The sequence below is a fragment of the Paenibacillus alkalitolerans genome, assembly GCF_016482785.1.
GTDB lineage: Bacteria > Bacillota > Bacilli > Paenibacillales > YIM-B00363 > Paenibacillus_AE > Paenibacillus_AE alkalitolerans.
The window spans coordinates 173516-195912 of the sequence record NZ_JAEMXM010000005.1 but is presented as its reverse complement, the minus strand read 5'-3'; the positions used below and the strand labels follow the sequence as shown (position 1 = coordinate 195912).

At 48.5% G+C, this 22397-nt stretch carries 14 protein-coding genes, 1 pseudogene and 1 riboswitch; of the genes and pseudogenes, 3 read left to right on the top strand and 12 right to left on the bottom strand.

The annotated features are described in order from the left end of the window. Positions 1–222 precede the first annotated feature (222 nt). Positions 223–1608, top strand: a complete 1386-nt coding sequence (locus JET16_RS10975) for a DHA2 family efflux MFS transporter permease subunit (RefSeq protein ID WP_199615886.1) — start codon at positions 223–225, stop codon at positions 1606–1608. Between the two features lie 478 nt (positions 1609–2086). Then, positions 2087–3679 (top strand): fascin domain-containing protein, encoded by a 1593-nt coding sequence (locus JET16_RS10970; protein WP_199615885.1) that lies wholly within the window; start codon positions 2087–2089, stop codon positions 3677–3679. A 540-nt stretch (positions 3680–4219) separates the two neighbouring features. On the opposite strand, the gene JET16_RS10965 is transcribed toward JET16_RS10970, so the two are convergent. The 11 genes and pseudogenes from JET16_RS10965 to JET16_RS10910 form a co-directional block, all read right to left on the bottom strand. Then, entirely contained in the window at positions 4220–4933 is a 714-nt protein-coding gene (locus JET16_RS10965) for an EcsC family protein (RefSeq protein ID WP_199615884.1), read from the bottom strand. 276 nt (positions 4934–5209) lie between these two features. Next, positions 5210–5860, bottom strand: coding sequence for a FusB/FusC family EF-G-binding protein (locus tag JET16_RS10960; protein WP_199615883.1), 651 nt, complete (start codon positions 5858–5860; stop codon positions 5210–5212). Between the two features lie 243 nt (positions 5861–6103). Beyond that, a complete protein-coding gene (locus JET16_RS10955; protein WP_199616044.1) occupies positions 6104–6817 on the bottom strand; it encodes a class I SAM-dependent methyltransferase in 714 nt (237 codons plus the stop codon). Between the two features lie 36 nt (positions 6818–6853). Further along, positions 6854–7822, bottom strand: a complete 969-nt coding sequence (locus tag JET16_RS10950) for a CobW family GTP-binding protein (RefSeq protein ID WP_199615882.1) — start codon at positions 7820–7822, stop codon at positions 6854–6856. A 276-nt stretch (positions 7823–8098) separates the two neighbouring features. Next, positions 8099–9078: pseudogene (locus tag JET16_RS30070) on the bottom strand (IS1182 family transposase); the annotation flags it as partial. A 228-nt stretch (positions 9079–9306) separates the two neighbouring features. Beyond that, on the bottom strand, positions 9307–11703 hold the full coding sequence (locus JET16_RS10935) for a glycoside hydrolase family 2 TIM barrel-domain containing protein (RefSeq protein ID WP_199615879.1): 2397 nt from the start codon (positions 11701–11703) through the stop codon (positions 9307–9309). Between the two features lie 47 nt (positions 11704–11750). Continuing rightward, positions 11751–13316, bottom strand: coding sequence for a response regulator (locus tag JET16_RS10930; protein ID WP_199615878.1), 1566 nt, complete (start codon positions 13314–13316; stop codon positions 11751–11753). Further along, positions 13285–15078 carry a sensor histidine kinase gene (locus JET16_RS10925; RefSeq protein ID WP_199615877.1) on the bottom strand — a complete coding sequence of 598 codons (1794 nt, stop codon included), beginning with the start codon at positions 15076–15078 and terminating at the stop codon, positions 13285–13287. The genes JET16_RS10930 and JET16_RS10925 overlap by 32 nt, the downstream gene beginning before the upstream one ends. Positions 15079–15184: 106 nt before the next feature. Then, positions 15185–16762: an ABC transporter substrate-binding protein gene (locus JET16_RS10920; RefSeq protein WP_199615876.1), complete on the bottom strand. Its 1578-nt coding sequence runs from the start codon at positions 16760–16762 to the stop codon at positions 15185–15187. A 61-nt stretch (positions 16763–16823) separates the two neighbouring features. After that, positions 16824–17693: a carbohydrate ABC transporter permease gene (locus tag JET16_RS10915; RefSeq protein WP_233531422.1), complete on the bottom strand. Its 870-nt coding sequence runs from the start codon at positions 17691–17693 to the stop codon at positions 16824–16826. Positions 17694–17780: 87 nt separating this feature from the next. Next, positions 17781–18701: an ABC transporter permease gene (locus tag JET16_RS10910; RefSeq protein WP_199615874.1), complete on the bottom strand. Its 921-nt coding sequence runs from the start codon at positions 18699–18701 to the stop codon at positions 17781–17783. A gap of 205 nt (positions 18702–18906) precedes the next feature. Further along, positions 18907–18996, bottom strand: a riboswitch (cyclic di-GMP riboswitch). A gap of 339 nt (positions 18997–19335) precedes the next feature. On the opposite strand from JET16_RS10910, the gene JET16_RS10905 reads away from it, so the two are divergent. Then, entirely contained in the window at positions 19336–20532 is a 1197-nt protein-coding gene (locus JET16_RS10905) for an NAD(P)/FAD-dependent oxidoreductase (RefSeq protein ID WP_199615873.1), read from the top strand. Positions 20533–20563: 31 nt separating this feature from the next. On the opposite strand, the gene JET16_RS10900 is transcribed toward JET16_RS10905, so the two are convergent. Further along, entirely contained in the window at positions 20564–22147 is a 1584-nt protein-coding gene (locus JET16_RS10900) for a glycoside hydrolase family 43 protein (RefSeq protein WP_199615872.1), read from the bottom strand. Between the last annotated feature and the right edge of the window lie 250 nt (positions 22148–22397).

Genomic DNA, 22397 nt, shown 5'->3' with positions numbered 1-22397 from the left:
ATCTGCGAACTTTCATAGCCATAGAGGAAGTCAATATTATTTGTAATTTTTAAAAGTGCGCTTAGCAAAAAAATCAATGCCCGTTATTCGGCGGCGCCACGGTATGCAGCGATTTATACTAACTTTAATAACGGAAGGAGGATGTCATGATTACTAACGAAATCGAACGACTTGGACGGCGAAAACAAGCATCTATTGTACCGGGAGCCGGGGGTGCCATGAATGATCCGGGTCCGGAGCAATAAGTGGGTTGTGTTGGTCGTCATTACGATGGTTTCGTTCATCACGAATCTCGACGCTACCATTGTTATCATCGGGCTGCCTTCGCTTGCAGAAGATCTCAACGCCTCCATGAATGCCGGTTTATGGACCATAACATCATTCTATATCACCAGTACTGTTTTTTTGCTTCCGTCCGGTCGATGGTCGGATATATTCGGGGCGAAACGAATATTCGTTTGGGGGTTCGGTTTGTTTACCGTTGCGACGGCTTTGTGCGGGACGGCAAACTCCGTAGAGTGGCTAATCGGTTACAGATTCCTTCAAGGCGCCGGCGCAGCAATGGCGATGGCGTCGGCAACCCCGCTTCTTATGCAGGCATTTCCGCCAAATCAGCTTGGAGTCGCTCTAGGAGTGAACAACATTTCATGGGTGACCGGCTCGCTCCTCGGTCCGGTCACAGGCGGTGCTCTTATCGGGGAGTTTGGATGGCGTTCAATGTTTTTCGTGGCGGTGCCTTTCGGTGTGATCGGTCTGCTCGCGGGCATTCTTGTTCTTTCAAATAAAACTTTAAAGGAGGAAGCTAAGACGGACTGGCCCGGCATTCTGACATTCGGGCTAGGTTTAACCGCCATGCTGATCGTCTTATCCGAGGGGCAAGTCTGGGGATGGTCGTCGGGACGGACACTGGGTCTGCTCTCCCTGTCCCTGCTGCTCTGGATTGCATTTGTGATGCTGGAATTAAAAGCGAGACATCCATTGTTTGAATTGAAACTTTTAACATTTCGTAACTACTCGATCGGCCTCGCCTTAACGATGAGCTATTGTATCGGCTACTTCTCCGTGACCATTTTGCTGACATTATATTTACAAGAAGCGCAGGGTCTGACTCCTTTGGAGGCGGGTATGCTGTTTATCCCTTTATCAGCACCCCAACTTCTTACCGCACCCTTGGGAGGCAAGCTGGCGGACCGATTCGGACCTGCACTCTTGATTTTGCTGGGGTCCTTTCTCATCGGACTTTCGCTGCTCTTGCTCGGGCAATTAGACGACCAAATGTCCAACATGGCCGTAATTATTCCTCTGGGCATTATATCCGCCGCTACGGGTTTGTCCTGGCCATCGCTTGCGAAGGTCGTATTGACGGCGGCACCGCGGGAACACGAGGGTGCGGCATCGGGAATGTTCTGGACGTTATACAACTTATGCAGGGCCGTAAGCCAGGCTCTTGCGTTAGTCATTGTACAATTGGCGGCTCATTCTTCTGTTTCCGGAAGCTTTCAAGGTCTAAACATGTCAAAGAATCAATTAATTCATGCCACGAATACGGGATTTATATATTTTTTGTCTAACGACACAAAGTTGACCTGTGCTGCGATACAAAAATGACCTCACCCAGTTGTGCGACACAAAGATGACCTTATTTAACTGATCTATAAGCGTAAAATACTCCCCACCTTTCAAGCGCCCCAAGCTCATGAGAAAATGGAGACATCCTAAACATGACTAAAGAGAACACCGCCAAAAACGAGTGGGCGAAACGAATTGCATCGTATAAGGCCTGCGGACTAAAAATGGCAGCATAGTGCAGCGCCAATCAATTCACCTTGGAACAATTGAAATATTGGACGCGGAAACTCAAAAAATCGCATCGTTAGATACCGTTTCTTCGACACGCTTTATTCCGGTCACAGTAGCGGAGCTCGTCGCTCCCCCTCATTCAAGACGTGTTCCGATCATATGCAGGCTGCTGGTATCATCGCAGCCAAGCTAACTTGATACCTCAATATAACCATGCATAATTTCGGAAGGGTGGTTGGAATAATATCAGTGTTTGCCCAATACTTCACATAAGGAGCGAAGCATTATGAGGAATATTCAACATAATGACCCTATCCTCCTGCGGACACGGGAAAACCGATTCCTAAATACGGACAACGGTATTGGACCAGAAGTAAAGATGACAGTGAATAACAACCGTAACCCAGCGATAAGTGATGAAGTCTGGTTTGTCGAACGATTAGCTGGCGACGGTGTAGTGCAACATAATGACCCTATCCTCCTGCGGACACGGGAAAACCGATTCCTAAATACGGACAACGGTACTGGACCAGAAGTAAAGATGACAGTGAATAACAACCGTAACCCAGCGATAAGTGATGAAATCTGGTTTGTCGAACGATTAGCTGGCAACGGTATAGTGCAACATAATGACCCTATCCTCCTGCGGACACGGGAAAACCGATTCCTAAATACGGACAACGGTACTGGACCAGAAGTAAAGATGACAGTGAATAACAACCGTAACCCAGCGATAAGTGATGAAATCTGGTTTGTCGAACGATTAGCTGGCAACGGTATAGTGCAACATAATGACCCTATCCTCCTGCGGACACGGGAAAACCGATTCCTAAATACGGACAACGGTACTGGACCAGAAGTAAAGATGACAGTGAATAACAACCGTAACCCAGCGATAAGTGATGAAATCTGGTTTGTCGAACGATTAGCTGGCAACGGTATAGTGCAACATAATGACCCTATCCTCCTGCGGACACGGGAAAACCGATTCCTAAATACGGACAACGGTACTGGACCAGAAGTAAAGATGACAGTGAATAACAACCGTAACCCAGCGATAAGTGATGAAATCTGGTTTGTCGAACGATTAGCTGGCAACGGTATAGTGCAACATAATGACCCTATCCTCCTGCGGACACGGGAAAACCGATTCCTAAATACGGACAACGGTACTGGACCAGAAGTAAAGATGACAGTGAATAACAACCGTAACCCAGCGATAAGTGATGAAATCTGGTTTGTCGAACGATTAGCTGGCAACGGTATAGTGCAACATAATGACCCTATCCTCCTGCGGACACGGGAAAACCGATTCCTAAATACGGACAACGGTACTGGACCAGAAGTAAAGATGACAGTGAATAACAACCGTAACCCAGCGATAAGTGATGAAATCTGGTTTGTCGAGCGAGCAGTATTTCGTTTCCCAATCAGTGGCCAACAAGAAGATAAACTTGGAAACAGTAGAAAAATGAGAACACGCATTACAATTTCTGATACAGGGCGTATTGACGCAGTTACCAAAACTCGCACAAAAGAGGCACTACGTGGATTTCATGGTACGGTGGTTGTTCTCTTAACAGATGAAGAAGGAAACATTTTATATGAAAGCAAACCTCATACCTATGGAGTAAATGGTGAAGCTGTACTTGGGTCACCTAGTGAAAGAGAAGAACCTTGGAGTGAAGAGTTTCCAAGAGAGATTTTAGGACAACTTGCAGGGTATAAGATCATACATTTTGTTGATCCAAAACGAACCTTGGAGGATACATTAAGTGAATTCAACAGGATTTTAGATCAATTAGTAAGTGCTAATCGAAAAATCAGAGACATCTCTCGTGAATGGGAGGAACAAGAACAACCTGTACCACAAGCTTGAAAGCAGAAACCGGTGCCAGTTATATCAAGAATGGTTTTAAGCAGACTTGAGTCGCCAAAACACGATACAAGTCTGCTTAATTATTGGTCGAGCGACACAACAGTGCTTGAATAAGCAAAAAAGCCAGTTAATTCTCTAAGCACACAACTCATCATGAACATTTCCTGGATAAACCGCAACCCAACAATACATATCGCTATCTCTTCCATCGATCAACTTTTCATTCATAGAGGAACGGATCAAATTATTGTCGCAGAACCATTAACCGGGTATGTGTTTGTCGAGATTTTTATTACACAAAATTGCCCTGATCGACCAATAAAGCCTTGACCTAATAACCTTTTCTATCCGGTCAACTTTGTATCGTTAGACATTTTTCAATCTTTCTTGGCATTTCCCTCATATTAGGTTTATTTTTGCTTAATCCGCGCAAACGCAACGCTTGTTCGACAATTTTGACGGGCAATGAATAGACTGCTCGGCGTCCTTGGCCGCTTGATCTCGCTTATTGGGGGTACTAAGCGGCCTCTGCAAATTTATTCAAACGATCCCGCCCAATACACGCATACGATACGAATTCATCGTTACTTTCCCGAGATGCTCGAGCAAATTATAGTTCGCATAAGCCCCGACCACCGCACCGATCCCCGGCACCAGCTGAAGCATTTTCACAAAATCGATGTAGTCGCGGTACTGCTGCTGAAACACCTTCCAATCCATATTGACCAGCTCGCTCTTCCGTTCGTCCCAATGCTCGAGAATATAAAGCATTTTAATACGGTGCTCGTCGTTGGAGAAAGCAAGCTGAAACACGTGCAGAATATACAACCTCTCTTCGTACAAGTCTGTATCGAATCCGTATATGGAAGCCGCTTCGAACAGAAACCTCATCTTGATTCCGAGAAGTAGAGGAAAATCCGCCAATCCGAGCAAAATGCCCCCCGCTCCCGTTCCGGCCCCTTCCGCCGCGGCGACTTTTTTATAAACGTTAACGGCATCCAGAACCTGTCGATCGATCTGTTCGAGCGTCCGCCGGTGCTCATACCGCTTCTTCGTCGTATATTCCGCGCCGAACAGCGCCGCTTGGACCACTTTCTTGATACTCTCGGTGATGATCTCGTGCGCCTTCTCGGGAATCAAACTGTTAACTTTGGTTTGAACCGTATTGGCTATGCGCTGGAACGGACCGCTGCGTTTCGTCATCTCTCTTTTCCACACCGCCAACTCCGCTCTTACTTGATCTTCATATGTCATAAAATCGCGACCTCCAACCCGAAGTTCAATTTTTTATGTAATACAACGTAAGAATGCCTTCAAGGTTTCACAGAGATAAAAAAAAGGCCGTAACCTTGTTCGGTTACGATCCTTACTCCTCGTCTTCCGTTGCGCATTCCACAGTTATGAAGCGTAGTGCATTTGCCACAGCATATGACCTATAGCTTAAGGAGAAACCGGGCTCATGCCTATTTTTTCAAAGATTAAAGAACCTCCAATCCCACTCTGAAGTGGTCTTGGAGGTTCTTTGCACCATCACCCTATAACATCGCGAATAAATCGTTCCAGCGAAGCAACGTCCGTAATGTTCTTGTTGCATTCGCGGCTGTCCATGCACATATAGTTGCCGACCGCTTTGTAGTAGTCCGGCAAAGAGCCGGCCGGTCTCGATTTGGATATCGCGGTAAACAAGACGGTTTCTTCATGCCTGTTGCATATAAAGCATATGCCTTTTTTGTTCGTAGGGGTAAACTTCCCTTCGATCCCCACGATTTGCCCGTCCAAAGGATAAACCATGTACAATTTGTTTACGGATATATCGATCCAACCGAGGTAGGTGGCATAACGATAATCGATTGCCAGTTCGGGAATCGCCAGCTTCTTGTTTTTGTGGAACAGCTTCCTGATCTGCTTTTCCGTTACTTGCGGAAATTGCGTCATATACGGTTCCACCGAAGAGAGATACTGCTGAAAGTCTTCCACGGTTTGCAGCGCGGATATATTCCCCAACAATTGCATTTGAACATCCGCGGCATCCGGAAACAGCTCCATGATTTTCGCTTCCGCGCCGTATCTGACGGACTCCACAATCTTCGGATCGGTAACGGTTCCGCAAGCGTGCCGCACATATTCAATTTGCTTCTTAATAAAGTTATATTGGTGGTTTCTAATAAATGGTTCGTTCATGTAACGTCAGCCCCTTATTTTTAGTACAAAATTGAAAATAAGGTGCAAAACCAATTATTAGAAACGATATAATCTCAGATGGGCGATCTTGATAAAACGTCCCGCCCCATGCAAAGGATCGCTCTAATAATTAGGCTTTGCATGAGTCGTTACTAGCTCTGGCAACATCATTTGCCATGCGTTACCACCTCCGTTATGCTTACTAATTATAAGCATAGCTGCAAGATGATTCAACTTCAATCTCTACTGCTTATGCCCGACTAAGATCAACCTGGGGGATACGGATTCATCGTAAGGCTCCCCGTTATAATTTCCGTATACCCGATCGAGACTCAACGACGTTTGTGCGAGCATCGTTTGGAAATGTTCCAGCCGGTATAGTTTGACCTGTTCCATGTAGCGCCGTTCCGGCTTTCCCCTCTCTTTAATCGTTATACTTTTTTTGACATAACCGCCTTCTATGCTGCGCTTTTCTTCAATTATCAGACTATCGGCCAACCGTTCCGAATACGGCACCAAGTGAGATGCGACGTAATCCGGATTTAGAAAATCAATAATAAATTTACCGTTCGGACTTAGCAGCCGATCCAGCTCTTGAAGCACCTTACTATTTTGCCGGTCTTCCTCGAAATATCCGAATGATGTGAACAAATTTACTATGGCGTCGAATTGGAACGAAAGAGGGACGTTTCGCATGTCCCCTTTAATCCACGTTATTCGCGAACGCTCATCCATCCGCTTCGCCTCGTCAAGCAATACTTGAGATAAATCCACTCCCGTAACGCGGAACCCAAGATCCGCCAGCGCTAATGAATGCCTGCCCATGCCGCAGCATAAATCCAAAACTGTTGCGCGTTCAGGCAAAGAAAGCCATTGGACCATTCCGTTCACTTCCTGAAATGCCCCTTGCATATCACGGTGTTTATATACGACGAGATAGTCTTGGCCGAAACTCATTTCATACCAATTGTTTACTGCGGACACGCTCTCACCTCATCCGGCATCCAAAAGTTGTTCCGCAGCTTGGCGTACCTGTTCCTTATCAAAATGTTCACCGATGAAAACAGCCACGTTCTGAACGGATTGCTGCGGGTTTATTTTTACAATTTCCAACTCCCGGTAAGCGTATTGGAACAAGTACAGCCCCTGATCTTTCGCAAATCGAATAATCCCTTTGGCGCGATATACTTCAGGAGGCAGCATGCCGAACAGTTTCTCGAATTTTTTGTGGTCGATGGCCTGATCAAAGTGATGCGTATACGCCATCACATGGCTATGCGTATGATGATGGGTATGTTCGGCATGATTATTCAACGGTTCTTCACTTTTGTTGTGCGGCTGCACACTATGTTCGCATCCTGCCATGTCGTTGAGCAGGCTTAGATCCACGCTGCACCGCACCGTCTCCGCGAGATTGGCCCGGGAGTTCAGTTCCTTCAACCTCTCGTTTGCATCGCGTGTTTCCTCTTGCGCCAGAAGATCCGTTTTATTCAGAAGAAGTAAATCGGCGCAGCGAATTTGTTCTTCCATCAGGCGCATGGTCTTACCCTTTTCCCGTCGGGCAAGTTCAAGAAAGTGCGGCGCGGAGACAACCGTAATTACGAGCTTGAGATCAATTTCGACGATGAGCGATGCGTTCGTAATGCCTTCCAGCAGCTCCATCGGATTCGCAATTCCCGTAGATTCAATAACGATGACGTCCGGTTTGTCTTGTTGGACAATTTGCAATAACGTCAAGCTTAAGTCTTCACGAACGGTGCAGCAAATGCAGCCGCTGAGCATTTCCGCCATCGGCACGTCATCGTCGACAAGCATTCCGTCCAAATTCACATCTCCAATTTCGTTCATAACGACTGCCGGGCGTTTGCCTTGTTTTTTCAGATAATCAAGCATGCATGTCAATAAGGTCGTTTTCCCGCTCCCCAAAAAGCCGGAAAGCACATATACAGGTACCAATTTCATTCGGTTCTCACTCCAAGTAAATTCGATCCGGTCGAATCACAGTATGTAAATCGTAATAATTACGATTAAGAGTATCAGGTAAATAAAATGTTGTCAATATAAATGCTTAGGGCTTACGGCCATAAGAAAAACCTTGATTGAATGACGAGCACTCGATCAAGGTTTTATTTTGAACCTCTCTTATTGGTTAAAGATCTGGAATGTTGTCGAACCGCCAATTGAATTCGTTTTCCCCCTTATTGCATATGGAAAAAGTCTATACTTAATGAGTTTTTATGGACATATATACACATTCTTCTCAGCGTCGTATTTAAACCGCCACTTGGCGATTAATCCTTTAGCAGGAGTGAATGCTCTTCGGCCAATGACCGCGTAAATGCTTTTCTCCTGCATTTTCTTGCATATGTAAGACGTGAAATACCCTGCATCTAACGCAACGGCTTCCAGCGACTTCTCGAATTTGAATTTCTTTACGATGTGATCCAGTCGATCCACATAAGGGACGGAGTCATGAACGTTGCCGGCCGTGATATGTACATCTGTGATGATGTTGTATTTATGGTCAACCGTTCGGTGGTCGAGGTAGAAAAAACCTTCCGGCTTGCCGTCACGCACCATGTAGCCGCTATCTGGATCCGTTGTACTTACCTTTATTTCTTTTTGTTCTTCCACCTCCTTTCGTGGTTTTAGAGCTTTTTTCCATTCGCCTCCCGGTCTACGCTGATCGCCTCATCTAGTTCATCCATGTACGCTTTCGTGCTTTGCGAAACCTGCTCTTTGACGAACTTCCGCTTGTTCGCATTGGCTTTCAAGTGAGTGGAGTCAGTGATGAGAACCCGACCGGCAACCAGGCGATGATTGATCGCCAGCCATATCACTTCGTCAAATATGTTCTGAAACACGTCTCCCTCCCGAAGACGATCACGGAAATAACTGAGTGTACTATGATCCGGCACACGATCTCTCAGGCCAAGGCCAAGGAACCAGCGATAGGCGTTATTGGAGTGGACTTCGATTTCCAGTTGCCGCTCCGATCGTATTCCGAAAAGATAACCAATAAACAGCATTTTAAAGAGCATAACCGGATCAGCTGACGGACGACCGTTATCCTCACAGTAATAGGGGCGGACGAGATCGAGAATAAATGAAAAGTCGATATGTTTTTGTATTTTACGAAGAGGATGATTTGGAAGAACAAGATCTTCAATACAGACGAATTCATACTGGTTTTGCACATTGGAATTGGAACGAAGCACAAGAACCACCGCCTTCATAGTATTAACTAATTATATCATATTAACGCGGTGAATTGTTAAAGTATTTGAAGATTAAAATAGCCTGTTGAGGGTTTCTCAACAGGCTGACGGACATCCGATGGATGTCCGTTTTGTTAATATGGAGCCTAGGGGGATCGAACCACTGACCTCATCGCTGCCAGCGATGAATATCCCCGATCCGGACCTTTACTTGATTTCCTCCACACATCATTTCGTCAATACATATATGACAACCGAACCAAGACCTTCTGCTTCAACCTTCACCCGGATTTGCCCCGGATTGGGCGTCGATTGCACGATCGCCAGCGCCATCCCATTGAACGCCTTGCGAACGTTCGATTTGTAGCTCTCGTGGCTGTCTGGTTTTCCGCTGTCAACGCCGATCAGCGCGCCATCCCCTTCCACATGGAAAGTTAACGCTGTGTCCGATGTCGGGACGACTCTTCCGGCGGCGTCCACCACACGAACGACAAAGTGGGTTACATCGCGACCATCGGCATCGATGACGTCGCGGTCCGGCATCACTTCAATCGCTGCCGGTGCGCCTGTCGTCGACACGCACGTCTTCACCATGACGTCGCCGTCTCTCGAATAGCCGACAAGCTTCAACTCACCTGCCTCATAGGGCACATCCCATGACAAATGAAGATCCGCCGTCGTGACGTGCACAGGGGTCTTCTCGTAATGCGCCCATTCCTTCGACATTCCTTGACGCGGGAATTCATACGCCTTGACGCCGAAGGACTTTCCGTTGACGAACAATTCAGCCTTGTCGCAATTCGTATAGCAGAGAACCGGAATGACCTTGCCTTCCCTCCCCTGCCAATTCCAGTGCGGGAACACATATGCCATTGGCTTTGTTGTCCATTGGCTTTGATAGAAAAAGTAGCCGTCCTTCGGAAACCCGCAGGTGTCGATGACGCCGAAGCTGGCATTCTTATTCGGCCATCTGGTTTCTCCGATGTAGTCGATTCCGGTCCACATGAAATCTCCGGATACAAAATCGTGCATACGGGTAAATTTCCACAGTTGTTCGGCAGCAATCATTCGAGTCGCGTACGTACCATACCATCGCGTTTTCTCAGGCAACTCCAATAAGTAGTCGCCTCTGACTCCGCCGATGCCCGTGTTCTCGCTGCCGATCAACGCGCGGTTCGGGTAGCGGTGGCGGTCGTCGGCGTAGTAGGTTTCCGTACGGGTGCGCCAACGGTTTACATAGTTGTAGCCTACGACATCGAGTACATCCAAGAACTCCTGATATGCCGGGATCGGTTCCGCCTCGATGTTGTCGCAAGCGACGGTGACCGGTCGCGTGGGATCCTCTCTACGGCAGATCTCGATGAGCCTCTTGGCAATCTTCCAGCCATCCGGCACCTTCTGTTCCGGAATCTCGTTGCCGATGCTCCAGATGACGATAGACGGATGATTGCGGTCGCGGCGCAGCATCATCACCAGGTCTCGCTCGGACCACTCATCGAAATATTCGTAGTAGCCGTGCACTTCCGCTTTGCGATTCTTGTGCTTTGTGATCGTCCACTCGTCGAAAGCCTCGTCCATGACCAGGAAGCCCATGCTGTCGCAAAGTTCGAGAAGCTCCGGCGCCGGCGGATTATGGCTCATGCGGATCCCGTTGCAGCCCATCGCCTTCAAGATCTCCAAGCGTCTCTCCCATACCCGCTCCGGCACGGCTGCGCCGACAGCTCCGCCGTCATGGTGCAAGCAGACGCCGTTGATTTTCACTTGCTTGCCGTTCAACAAGAAGCCGCGATCCTTGTCGAACTCGGCCTTGCGTATGCCGAAAGCCGTCTCCGTCTCATCGAGGACAACGCCATTCTGAACCAACGACGTACGTAACGTATATAGCACCGGGGTTTCGACGGACCACAATGCAGGCTTCGTCACCTGCAGGCATTGGGTGATCTCGCTTGTTTCACCGGAAGCCATGTCCAATTGCAATTCATGAACAGCCGCAATCTCGCCGTCGGGTGCGATAATCTCCGAAAAGAGCGTGGCCTTTCCCTCTTGATCGCGTTCGTTTGCGATTTTCGTCTGCACCTCTACCGCAGCGTTAGCGTCGTTGATGACCGGCGTCTTGACGTATACCCCCCATGACGGGATGTGAAGCTTGTCGGTAGCCTTAAGCCACGTATGCCGGTAGATCCCGGAACCGGTAAACCATCGGGAATTGGGCTGATCGCTATTATCCACGCGGACCGCGATCACATTGTTCCCCCCGTAGTTCAAATAGGGTGACAAGTCGTATTCAAATCCTACGTACCCGAACGGATACCGGCCAAGATGACGTCCGTTGATCCAGACATCGCTGTTCATGTATACTCCGTCGAACATGATCGTTACTTTTCGCGAGTGCCACTCCGCCGGTATGGCAAACGATTTCCGGTACCAGCCAATCCCCGCTTGCACATAACCGCCATCCCCGCCTGACGGATGATTCTCATCAAACTCGCCCTCCACGCTCCAATCATGAGGAACGCTTAAATCGCGCCATAGCCCGTCGCTATAATCCGGCTCTTCCGCCCCCTTGGCGTCACCCAGATAAAACTTCCAGTTCCAATCGAAGGTTTCGTGAAATCTTCCGTTCATCCTGTCTCCTCCTCGAAGGTGCCCCATCGGCTCGTTTGAAATCATTCTCAGATCCTGTGTTTTTTTCTGTACTCGCTCGGCGTCATTCCGGACGATAGTTTGAAATGCCGATTGAAATGGATCATGTTCTTGTATCCCGCTCGATCCGCCACTTCATATATTTTCATGGAAGGGTCTCTCAACAAAGCGCAAACTCTTTTCATCCGCCATTCCTGAAGAAAATCGGTGAATCGCATGCCGGCCTCCTCCTTGAACAATTGCCCCAGGTAATTCGGAGTGAAGTTGAAATGGTCCGCCACTTCCTTGAGAGTCAGCATGCAATCGCCTTGTTCCGTCACATGGCGGATCACGTCATCGATCAGCTTCCGTTTCTGGTTCTGATTCTTGCGATATAGAAGCTCGGATAACTCGAAGAACCTCTTCCTCAACCAGGACAATACATCCTCCAACGTCTCGAATTCAAACAACACCCCAGGCTGATGCGATTCCCATCGGACAATTTCATACAAGTTTACGTTCATTGGAAGCAAATCGGCATGAAGTTTCGAGGTCAGCCGGATAATAAGATCGTATACGTCATTTCGATGGGATGAGGAGAAAGCCGGTTGGAAAAGCTGCAGGAGGCAATCGTCTATGGTTACAAGATCGTATGCCAAGATGGCCTGCAACAGTTTCTCCGCCGTGATATTGTATTTCGGCGTATCTGCCTGCTCCGAGCTCGGCGCGGGCGACTCGCGAACGAGGCGGTTCTTGCCCAGCAGCCACTTTGCGCCCAGCGCAGCTTGCGCCTTGCGATAGGAGGCGTGCAGCAGGTCGGGGCTTTTCGCCTCATCCCCCATGCCCACCGTTATCGTTGCCTTGAAGGTTCGATTCACCTGAGCGATGAGTTCCTGCAATAACAGGATGAATCGCTTCTCCGGGACGGATGACAATACAAGGAACCGATCTCCGACGACCCGGGCAACCATACCCAAATGATGGTCCGAAGCAAACTTATCCACAAATTTCGCTATGTTGCAGGCCAGCATTCGGCGTTCTTCTTCCTTCCGGAATTTCCACTCCAGATCGTCGATCTCGATCAGCGACGCGACGCACCCGCTCTTCAGCAGCGGGTCGAGAAAACCCCGCAGATGCCAGTCCACCGGACTCGGAGCGAGTTCGTTCAACCAGCGTAGTAGCAACTCCCGGTTGACAAGCGACAGAGCTTCCGATACCGATCGCTGTCCCTCTTGCTCCCTTTCGATTTGCTCGCATACATTCCTCAACATGTCGCGCAGCTCGCTGTCATCCACCGGCTTGAGCAAATAACCGGAAGCCCCCATGTGGATTGCCTCCCGCGCATTCTCAAAATCTTGGTGCCCGCTAATAAACACGATCTTTACGTTCGGAAGGATCTCCTTCGCTTTCCGCGCGAACTCAATTCCGGAAAGAATCGGCATGCGAATATCGGACAAAACGATGTCGATCCTCTCGCGTTGCAGCACGTCCAAAGCGGCGAAAGGTGAAGTTACGGCTGACGCTGCACGCAAGGGCAGATCAAAGCGCTGTATACGCTCTTTCATCCACTTCAGATCGATGCTCTCATCGTCGACCAGCAGAACGCTGAAGGCCATGCTCTTCTTCCCCTTTCCATGTTTGATGATCAGGTCGCGGATTATCCCTGGTAGAAATCACGGCAGGCAGCAAAATGCGCGCCGTTGTTCCGGCACCATAGATGCTCGCGATGCTGACCCCGTATTCCTTGCCGTATCTCAGCTTAATTCGTTCATCTACGTTTTTTACCCCGCAACCTCCCGCACGTTGTCCGGCTTCATGCACCTGTTGCACACCCCTGTGAATGCCAATCCCGTTATCGATGACTTTCAACTCGATCTGATCCCCGGTCCTTCTTCCCCTGATGACTACGGCGATTGATTCTCCGAACCAAGCGTGCTTGAAAATATTTTCAACAAAGGGTTGCAGGATCAGCTTAATGACGGAACAAGATAGGATGTCCGGTTCGATGTCGTAACAAACGGTGAACGCGTCCTCGTATTTCGTACGCTGAATGTCAATATAAGCTTTGACCTGTTCCAATTCTTTTTCCAATGCGATCTCGACTTCGCCTTCATTTAGGGACAGCCGATAAAATAACGTCAACTTACGGACCATATCCGTCACTTTCGGGATTTCTCCCATATTCGCCAGACTGATGATGGAGGAAAGCGTATTATACAGAAAATGAGGATTGATCTGTGCTTGAAGCGCTTCCAATTCGGCTTGTTTTTTGCGAAGCCCTTCCCTATATACGCTGTCGATCAATTCCTGAATATTCCCGGCCATCGCATTGAATGCTTCGGCGATCTGTCCAAACTCGTCATTCTCAGAGATCCGGATTCTCTTTCCGAAATCCCCTTGTTGAAAGGAATGAATCTGTTTCACGATGTGACGCATATTGCGCCCGGAGAGGCGGGCTACGAACAGCCCGATCGCCGTCATGATCAGGAAACTGACGGTGCATACGGCGGCAATCCTTTTTTGAAGCTCTCGCGAATCTTTATTCAGATATGCTTCGGGGACCGTCACTTTGATGAAAAAGGTCGTTCCGGGAATCATCTCTTTCAAGATAAGCGGCGTGTCGCGGGTATTCCGGATTTCCTCGCCTCTCTGGTAGAGGGTTATCCCGGTCGAATCGTCCACAAGACTTAATGAGATTCCCTGGTCCAAGGGAAAGGCATCGAAATTGCTCAGAAGGTCATCCAGCCGGATCACGATCCGAACATAGCCGATGACCGTCTGATAGTCCTGGTAGGAGATGAGGCGATGAACATAAGATATATTTCCCAGCTTTCTATCCGCTTCGATCTGAACCCAGCGGCCATCCATACCGCCGCTTACGAGAGCCGCATACCAGTCGGTGTTTTTGACCTCATCCGCGGGGACGATGAAATAATCGCTGTTTTTGATCGGCTTTTGCAGTAAATCATTGCCATAGACTTTCATAATGGCAGGATTCAGCGGATAAATGGCCAGTTGGATACGGTTGCCGAACTGCTGGAGCGGCGACTCCAAGGAGGGGATGATCCGATCGAGCATCACAAGAAAAATTTCATGAGAATTCCCTTGCGTCTCCAAGGATTGATTGAAGCTGCGATCCTTGAACAGTGAATTGGAGATGCGCTGGATTTCTCCCATTTGAAATTCAAACTGGCTTCTCGTTTGCTGAAGGCTTGTCCGAAGGTTGGTCTCGGCCATCTCCGTCCTCGATTGAATCAGGCTGGAATAGGAATAAAAACCGATCCAGAGATCGGTCAGCAGGACGAGCAATAAATAAGGCACCATCAACTTATACGAATACGGAATATGCACGTTTACGCTTAGCCTCCGCTTGTCCATAGGTTTCTCCTACTCATGCTCAATGACCTCCTCCCCCAGATCTATCATACCATACAGCCAAACGGCCAAGAGGGGCCTTCCATTAGAAAGGAAGGTCCCTCTTTTTTTATGGTTGCGCGGCTAGAAAATCGTCGATCTGTTTTTGAGCGATCTGTTGAACCTTATCCAGACCTGCCGCTTTGACTTGACTGATCAAATCTTTTCTTCCCTTGTCCAGGTCATCAATTAACCCGTATTCCAAAGGAGCTCCGTAACGGATCATAGCCTGAGCGATATTGGATGCCTCCGTTTTGATCTCACTGATGTCGAACACGAAGGTTTCGAGCGGCCAGTGATACAATTGGTCAGCCCACTTCTTTTCTAAGTCCAGGGCGTCCTGCGGGTGGCCCTCATTCTGGCGATTCAGCGGCGAATTCCAGCCCCAAGAGGAAATACCGTAGTTGGCTTTATCCGGCCCCGGCTTCATCTTATCGTCTCCGACAGGAATATAGTGTTTGTCTGCGATGCCGTACATGGTCAGATCATGAATTTCCCGATCGCTGTGCAAGAGATCGATCACCATCAGGGCGCGCTCCCATTTTTTCGAAGTAGCGTGGATCGCCATGCCGTTTTGCGTCGAGACGGCGACCGCCCGCTTAGCGTCCGGCGTCACATCGGCGAGCGCTACTTCAAATTGAGTGTAATCTTTTCGTATAATTTCCATATTGCTGCCCAACGTGCCGAGATTGTGTGTCAACATGGCATTCGTGCCGGCCTTGAAGTCATTCCAAGCGTCGAACTTGTTGTTCAAGATATCCTTCGACCATACCCCTTGTTCCGCAAGTTCCTTATAATAAATCATAAGTTGTTGGAATTCCGGCGTTTCATAAATGTTAAATAATTGACCTTTGGGATCTTCTATATTGTACGCCAAGGGTAACGTAGGATCGACAAGTCTCCAGTTGTTTTCCCCCAAGAGCAACACTTCATCAAGCGCGTTGAATTGACCTTTGCCCGGAGGCGAGGACTTGAATGCGATCAAATCTTTTTCTTTCTGGGCTACCGTGATCAGATAATCCTTCAACGATGCCGAGTCCGTAACAGGCGAAAGGTTGTACTTTGCCCGCAAGTCATCGCGAATCATGACCAGCTTGCTCAAGTATTCCCGCTGGTTGTTATTCGGGACCATGTACAGCTTGCCTTTGACTTTCGCCTGACCCCAAGCCACTTCCGGCATATCGGCCCACACCTGCGGCGCATACTGCTGGATCATGTCGTCCGTGAGCTCCAGAAACCCTCCCTTTAACGCTTGATCGCTGTAAAAGGCCCAGTTCGCCGTGTACACCAAATCAAAATCGTCGTTGGCGGCAAACATCAGCGGGTACCTTTGCGTCCAGTCGGACCAGTCTAGGAACTGTACATTTACCGTGGCGTTGATCTTTTCCTTGAATTTGTTGTTGACCTCGGCCCAAACCGTGTCGAAATCGGCCGGTTTGCCGCCCAACAGCACCATCTTTAACTCTTGGTACTCCAGCCCGCCGCTTTCTTCGTCTTTCGCTTCTTCCGTTTCCGAAGAGTTTTCAGTACTATTGGTCTCTGAATTGGCTGTTCCGCCGTCTCCGTTTCCGTTCCCCTGGCACGCACTGAGTACCATCGTCAATGCGAGAACAAGGATCAACAGAATCGACAACCTTTTAACTTTCATGCTTTGCTTCCCCCTTAGTCAAGTAATTGAATTCTATCGATAACCGGGATTCCCCCCGAAGCTATCCTTTGACAGCTCCAATCGTCAAACCTTGAATAAAATAACGCTGGATAAACGGATAAGCCAGCATGATCGGACCGGCGGCAATGATCGTCATGCCCATCTTCATGCTTTCCACAGGCACATCGGTGGAGTGGATCACCTGACCCGATCCGACCATTGCATTCTGCAATTCTTGAAAATTGATCAGCGTCTTGTACAGATAATATTGCATTGGAATCAAGTCCTGGTCGCTGATGAACAGAAGCGGAAGGTACCAGTCGTTCCAGTACGATAAAGCGGTAAGCAATCCGATACTCGCCAATGCGGGTTTGGACAGCGGGAGGATCAAGCGGGCATAGATCGTGAAATCGCCCGCACCGTCGATCTTCGCCGATTCCGTAATTTCCATCGGAATGCTGCTGCTGATAAACGCCTTCATGACGATGATATAAAACACATTGATTACCATAGGCAGAATCTGGACGGCAATCGTGTCCTGCAATTGCAGATAGTTGTTGACAAGGATATAAAAAGGAACCAACCCTCCGCTGAACAACGTGGTGAAGAAAAAGTAAAAGGCGAAGTGATTGCGCCACTTGAAATCTTTACGCTGCAAGACATATGCCGTCATCGACATCAAGAACAAGCTGAGGGCCGTCCCGATCACCGTCACAATGATTGTGATCATATAAGCGTTGATGATTTTGCCGGGCATCTGGAACATCAGCCGATACGATTCCAACGACCAAACACTCGGAATCAATCGGTAACCTTCCGTCAAAATCGCTTTCTCCGCCGTGAGAGAAGAAGACAGCACCAGCAAGAAAGGCAGAAAGCAGGCTGCGGCAATGATAGTCAAGAAGGTGTAGCCGATGATGTTCAGAATCATGACGTCTGATCGCCTAACCCTTATCCTGCGACGATTCAGCTCCAATGGATTAATCTCGCGTTGCATCCGTTCTCCTCCCTGTCCCATTTAGAACAACGCATAATCTTTGTTATATTTGCGTACCAAGTAATTGGCCGTGATTACCGTGAAAAATCCGAGAATGGATTGGTAAAATCCCGCCGCCGCGGAGATGCCGATATCATTGGCCACCATGAGCGATCGGAATACATAGGTGTCGATGACGTCGGTGGTCCCGAACAACAACCCGTTGTTGCCGACCACGTTGTAAAACAATCCGAAATCCCCGCGGAAGATATTCCCAAGCGCCAGCAAAATCAAGATGATGATCGTCGGATACAAGCTGGGCACCGTGATTTTCATAATGCGCTGCCATACATTCGCACCGTCGATCTCGGCCGCTTCGTACATCTCCGTATCTATGCCGGTGATGGCCGCCAGGTACAGGATCGACCCATAGCCCACTGTCTTCCAGGCCATGATGAAGACCAAGAGGAACGGCCAATACGCAGGGGTATTATAGACGTCAATCGATTCAATGCCGAATATTCTCAATGTGCTATTCAACAATCCGAACTTGTAACTCAAGAAATTGTAAGCGATCGCGCCGACCACGACCCAAGAAATAAAATACGGCAGAAACAACAGCGTTTGCGCGATCTTCCGAAACCACTTCTTGGACAGTTCAAACATTAGAATCGCCACAGTGATCTGCAGCAAATTATTCACCACGATAAACGCGATGTTGTACAGACCGGTATTCCTTGTCACTCGCCAGGCGTCTCCCGATGTGAAAAAGTAACGAAAATTATCCAAGCCGCTCCATGGGCTTCCGAAGATGCCGCCGCTGTAGTTGTAATTTTTGAAGGCTAGAATAACCCCCGGCATCGGCACGTACGCAAATACAAATGTCAGCAAAACGCCCGGTGTCAGCATCAGCAGCATGGTACGGTATTTCACAACATTTTTCCTAAAACCGGGCCGGTTCATGGATGCTTCTCCCCTTTCGTCTGTCTTACTTAATACTATAAAGGGCAAGCACCCATGAAACTATTTCCTTTGACAACAAAAACATATACTATTTCAACGATTGGTAAGAGAGGGAACTTGGTATTTTCGACCAATAAAAACAACCGACCCTAATTTAGGATCGGTTTACCCCTTTTACCAAAAAAGGGGCATAAAATCCCGCAGCTTTGGCAGCTGGCTGGCATAGTGACTATTGTGCACTTTAGCCCCTGTAGCTTTGCGTCACCGGCTTTCACCGGTTTTGCCTTTTACAACTATCGAGAGATTCATTCAACTCGTTACAGCGTTATACTTTTATCATCGGCAATTTACAATTGTGGTAATATCCTGCAAAAGGACGATTCTTGTTAGCTGCTTTCTAAAGTAATATTTACTAGTCCCGGCGCATTAGAATAGGCCCTTTGGTACTAATCGTGGTCCATCAGATTACTTTTTAAATCTTTCTAGGCATTTTACATTTACAATGCGAGAACTTTGCAATATACTGGAAACAAGAGTTGGTTGTGATTTATTTCACAGCTGAAAGTGGAACCGACTTTATTTTTTTGATGTTTCATGTGCATTTTTTCACAAACAATCTTAAGGGGATGATTTGATGACTACAGCACTGAAGATTGTCATTATTGGAGCCGGTTACGGAGGTCTCGTTACCGCGATCAAGCTTCAGCGGCATCTTAAAAACAACGAAGCGGAGGTGACTTTGGTCAATAAACACGATTACCATTACATCACCACTCATTTGCATATGCCGGCCGCAGGTACGGATCATCACGAAAATGCCCGCGTGAAAATCTCGGAACTGATCAATGAAGAAAAAATAAATTTCATTAAATCAACCGTTGTGCAAATCAAACCCGAACAGAAGGAAGTAGTTTTGGAGGACAGAGTGCTGTCGTATGATTATCTGGTTGCCGGATTAGGCAGCGAGACGGAAACGTTCGGCATTCCCGGGTTGGAAGAGCATGCGATGACGATCAGGAGCATCAACAGCGTCCGCTTGATTCATCAGCATATCAAATACATGTTTGCAAAATACAAGGTTAACCCAAGCCGTACCGATTATTTGACTTTCGTTGTCGGAGGGGCGGGTTTTACAGGCACCGAGTTTGTCGGAGAGCTGGCCGACCGCATCCCTGTTCTGTGCGAGGATTTTGGCGTCGATCCTTCGATCGTGAAAATATATAATGTGGAAGCCGCCCCTCACGCTTTGCCTCCGGGACTGCCTGGCGATCTGGTTGAATACGGTATGGATGTGCTTCGCCGCAAAGGTGTTATTTATAAGCTGTCTTCCCCGATCAAACAGTGTACGGACGAAGGAGTTATGTTGGCGGACGGCGAATTCATCAAAGCAGGAACGGTCATTTGGTCGGGCGGCATCCGCGGCAACCGGCTTCTTGAGCAGTCCGGATTTGAAACGATTCGAGGCCGCGTAAAGGTGGATCCGTATCTCCGTTCCCTGCAATATCGTAATGTGTTTGTAACCGGAGACTGTGCTGTCGTTTTTGACCCGGACGGGAGGCCTTTCCCCGCGAATGCGCAAATTGCGGTACAGCAAGCTTGTAATGTGGCACGCAACTTGGTTTATATAACTCGCAACGAACCTCTTGAACCATTCGTGTATGACTACAAAGGAACGGTAGCTTCTTTAGGTAAAGGCGAAGCGGTGGGTCTATTGAAAACAATCAAGATCAAAGGAAGAATCGCAGCGTTGATGAAAAAAGTGATCGATGCAAGATATTTATTCGTCATCGGCGGATTGCCGCTTGTGATTAGAAAAACTTCAATTAGATGAAAAAGAAAAGCCGGTTGCAAAGCGCAGCCGGCTACTCGATTGCCCGATATTGGAAATAATCAAAATCCGCATGCTTGCGCGTGCCTGATAAATCCTGAACGCACATGCCGACGAACGTGCCGGTAAACCCGAGCTTGCCCTCGTATTCATCCGACAATTGCCCCAAATCCAGCGGCGACCCGACCGCGGTCCATTCTTCCCCGTCTTTCGAACAGTAGAATTGCACCAGATCGAAGTCGATTGCCACTTTCAAATAACTGCGGTCCCAGCCGTTTATATCGATTAACGCTCCTTCCTGTTCGTCATAACGGCCTTGATCGGTAACAATAATCGCTATGTGTTTGCCGTGTTGTTCGTCATGGCTGATCCGCAAATAGAAATGATCCGATTCGTCGTAGTAACAAACAAGCCCTGCCATCTGCATATAATTGTCCGGCTCGAATTCCACGCACGTTTCAACTTCGCACCGGTAATGCTGAAGGCTGCGAGCCACCATGCTTTGCCTATGCCAAGAGCACAGTGATTCTTGGCCGTACAGCCTCAAATAACCCGGCCGTTCCTCCAGACTTAGCCAGCTGTCGTCGGCTGGAATCCGCAGCGTCTGGAACTGTATGCCGAGCGAGCTTCCGCTTCCGTCGAAGTCTTCCCTTTCCGGGAGCTCTTCGAACGGATGCGGCGGCAAATCTGGAGCAAGCACGGTCAGGTGCGGAAGCCTGCCGCCTCCGGCAATACGCAGCCAGCCGTCCTCCGTCCACTCCACCTTAATGAGAGACGTCTCCCTTCCAAGCGGACATAACCGTCGTTCGGGAAGCGGCCGGGCGCATATGTAAGACATGTACCATTCGCCGTTTTGCGTCTCGACGAGCGCGCCGTGGCCCGCTTTCTGCAGCGGATGCTCCGGATGATCGACGGTTGTGATCAACGGATATTCCGGATCGAACTCGTACGGCCCTTCCAGGCTGCGGGAACGCGCGAGCGTAGCGGCATGGTTGAAACCGGTGCCTCCTTCAGCCAGCAGCAAATAGTAATAGCCGTTCCTCTTGAACATGTTCGGTCCTTCGGTGACGCCGATGTCCGTCCCTTTGCAAATATCTTTGACCGGGCCGATAAGCTTTCTTAACTCGGGACAATATTCCTGCATGACGATGCCGGAAAACCGGTTGCGGCCTTTCCGGAAATCCCACCGCATGTTAAGCAGCCATTTCCGCCCGTCGTCATCGTGAAACAGGAACGGATCGAAGCCGCTGCTGTTCAAGTATACCGGTTCGGACCATGGACCGCATATATCCGAAGCGGTGAGCAGATAGTTGTGCAAATCTTTGTAGACGCCTTTACGGTTGGTCACAATCGTAATCATCAAATAAAACGTGCCGTTGTCGTACGACAAAGCCGGCGCCCATATGCCGCCCGAGCTTTGAATTCCCCGAAGATCCAGTTGGGAAACACGGTCGAGCGGGTACGTCAGCAGCCGCCAATGGACTAAATCCCGGGAATGATGAATACGCACTCCGGGGAACCACTCGAACGTGGAAGTCGCAATGTAGTAATCATCCCCCACCCGGATCATCGATGCGTCGGGATTGAAACCTTTTAAAACCGGGTTGTTGATTTTCATAGTTTTTCTCCTTCAAATAAGATTCTATAACGGCCGCTACACTCCGGATTTTCCGATATTCCACGAATCATGCGATCATTGTACACAGAAACGGCGAATGAAAGTGGCAAAAGGTTGAGTAAAAATGTTGATATCTTGTCGCAATGAAGAGGATTTAGAACGCAATTTTCACCGCAAAGAAACGCCGTCCTTCGCATTTTACGTGCGGAGCGGCGGCGTTCCGATTTGTATCTTATTTCGAAGCCTCGTA

Bases quoted from the DNA above. Each gene is read 5' to 3' on its own strand.
- JET16_RS10925 (WP_199615877.1), bottom strand. From the start codon at position 15,078: ATGGACAAGCGGAGGCTAAGCGTAAACGTGCATATTCCGTATTCGTAT.
- JET16_RS10935 (WP_199615879.1), bottom strand. From the start codon at position 11,703: ATGAACGGAAGATTTCACGAAACCTTCGATTGGAACTGGAAGTTTTAT.
- JET16_RS10930 (WP_199615878.1), bottom strand. From the start codon at position 13,316: ATGGCCTTCAGCGTTCTGCTGGTCGACGATGAGAGCATCGATCTGAAG.
- JET16_RS10910 (WP_199615874.1), bottom strand. From the start codon at position 18,701: ATGAACCGGCCCGGTTTTAGGAAAAATGTTGTGAAATACCGTACCATG.
- JET16_RS10905 (WP_199615873.1), top strand. From the start codon at position 19,336: ATGACTACAGCACTGAAGATTGTCATTATTGGAGCCGGTTACGGAGGT.
- JET16_RS10960 (WP_199615883.1), bottom strand. From the start codon at position 5,860: ATGAACGAACCATTTATTAGAAACCACCAATATAACTTTATTAAGAAG.
- JET16_RS10965 (WP_199615884.1), bottom strand. From the start codon at position 4,933: ATGACATATGAAGATCAAGTAAGAGCGGAGTTGGCGGTGTGGAAAAGA.
- JET16_RS10950 (WP_199615882.1), bottom strand. From the start codon at position 7,822: ATGAAATTGGTACCTGTATATGTGCTTTCCGGCTTTTTGGGGAGCGGG.
- JET16_RS10955 (WP_199616044.1), bottom strand. From the start codon at position 6,817: ATGAGTTTCGGCCAAGACTATCTCGTCGTATATAAACACCGTGATATG.
- JET16_RS10915 (WP_233531422.1), bottom strand. From the start codon at position 17,693: ATGATTCTGAACATCATCGGCTACACCTTCTTGACTATCATTGCCGCA.
- JET16_RS10970 (WP_199615885.1), top strand. From the start codon at position 2,087: ATGAGGAATATTCAACATAATGACCCTATCCTCCTGCGGACACGGGAA.
- JET16_RS10920 (WP_199615876.1), bottom strand. From the start codon at position 16,762: ATGAAAGTTAAAAGGTTGTCGATTCTGTTGATCCTTGTTCTCGCATTG.
- JET16_RS10975 (WP_199615886.1), top strand. From the start codon at position 223: ATGATCCGGGTCCGGAGCAATAAGTGGGTTGTGTTGGTCGTCATTACG.
- JET16_RS10900 (WP_199615872.1), bottom strand. From the start codon at position 22,147: ATGAAAATCAACAACCCGGTTTTAAAAGGTTTCAATCCCGACGCATCG.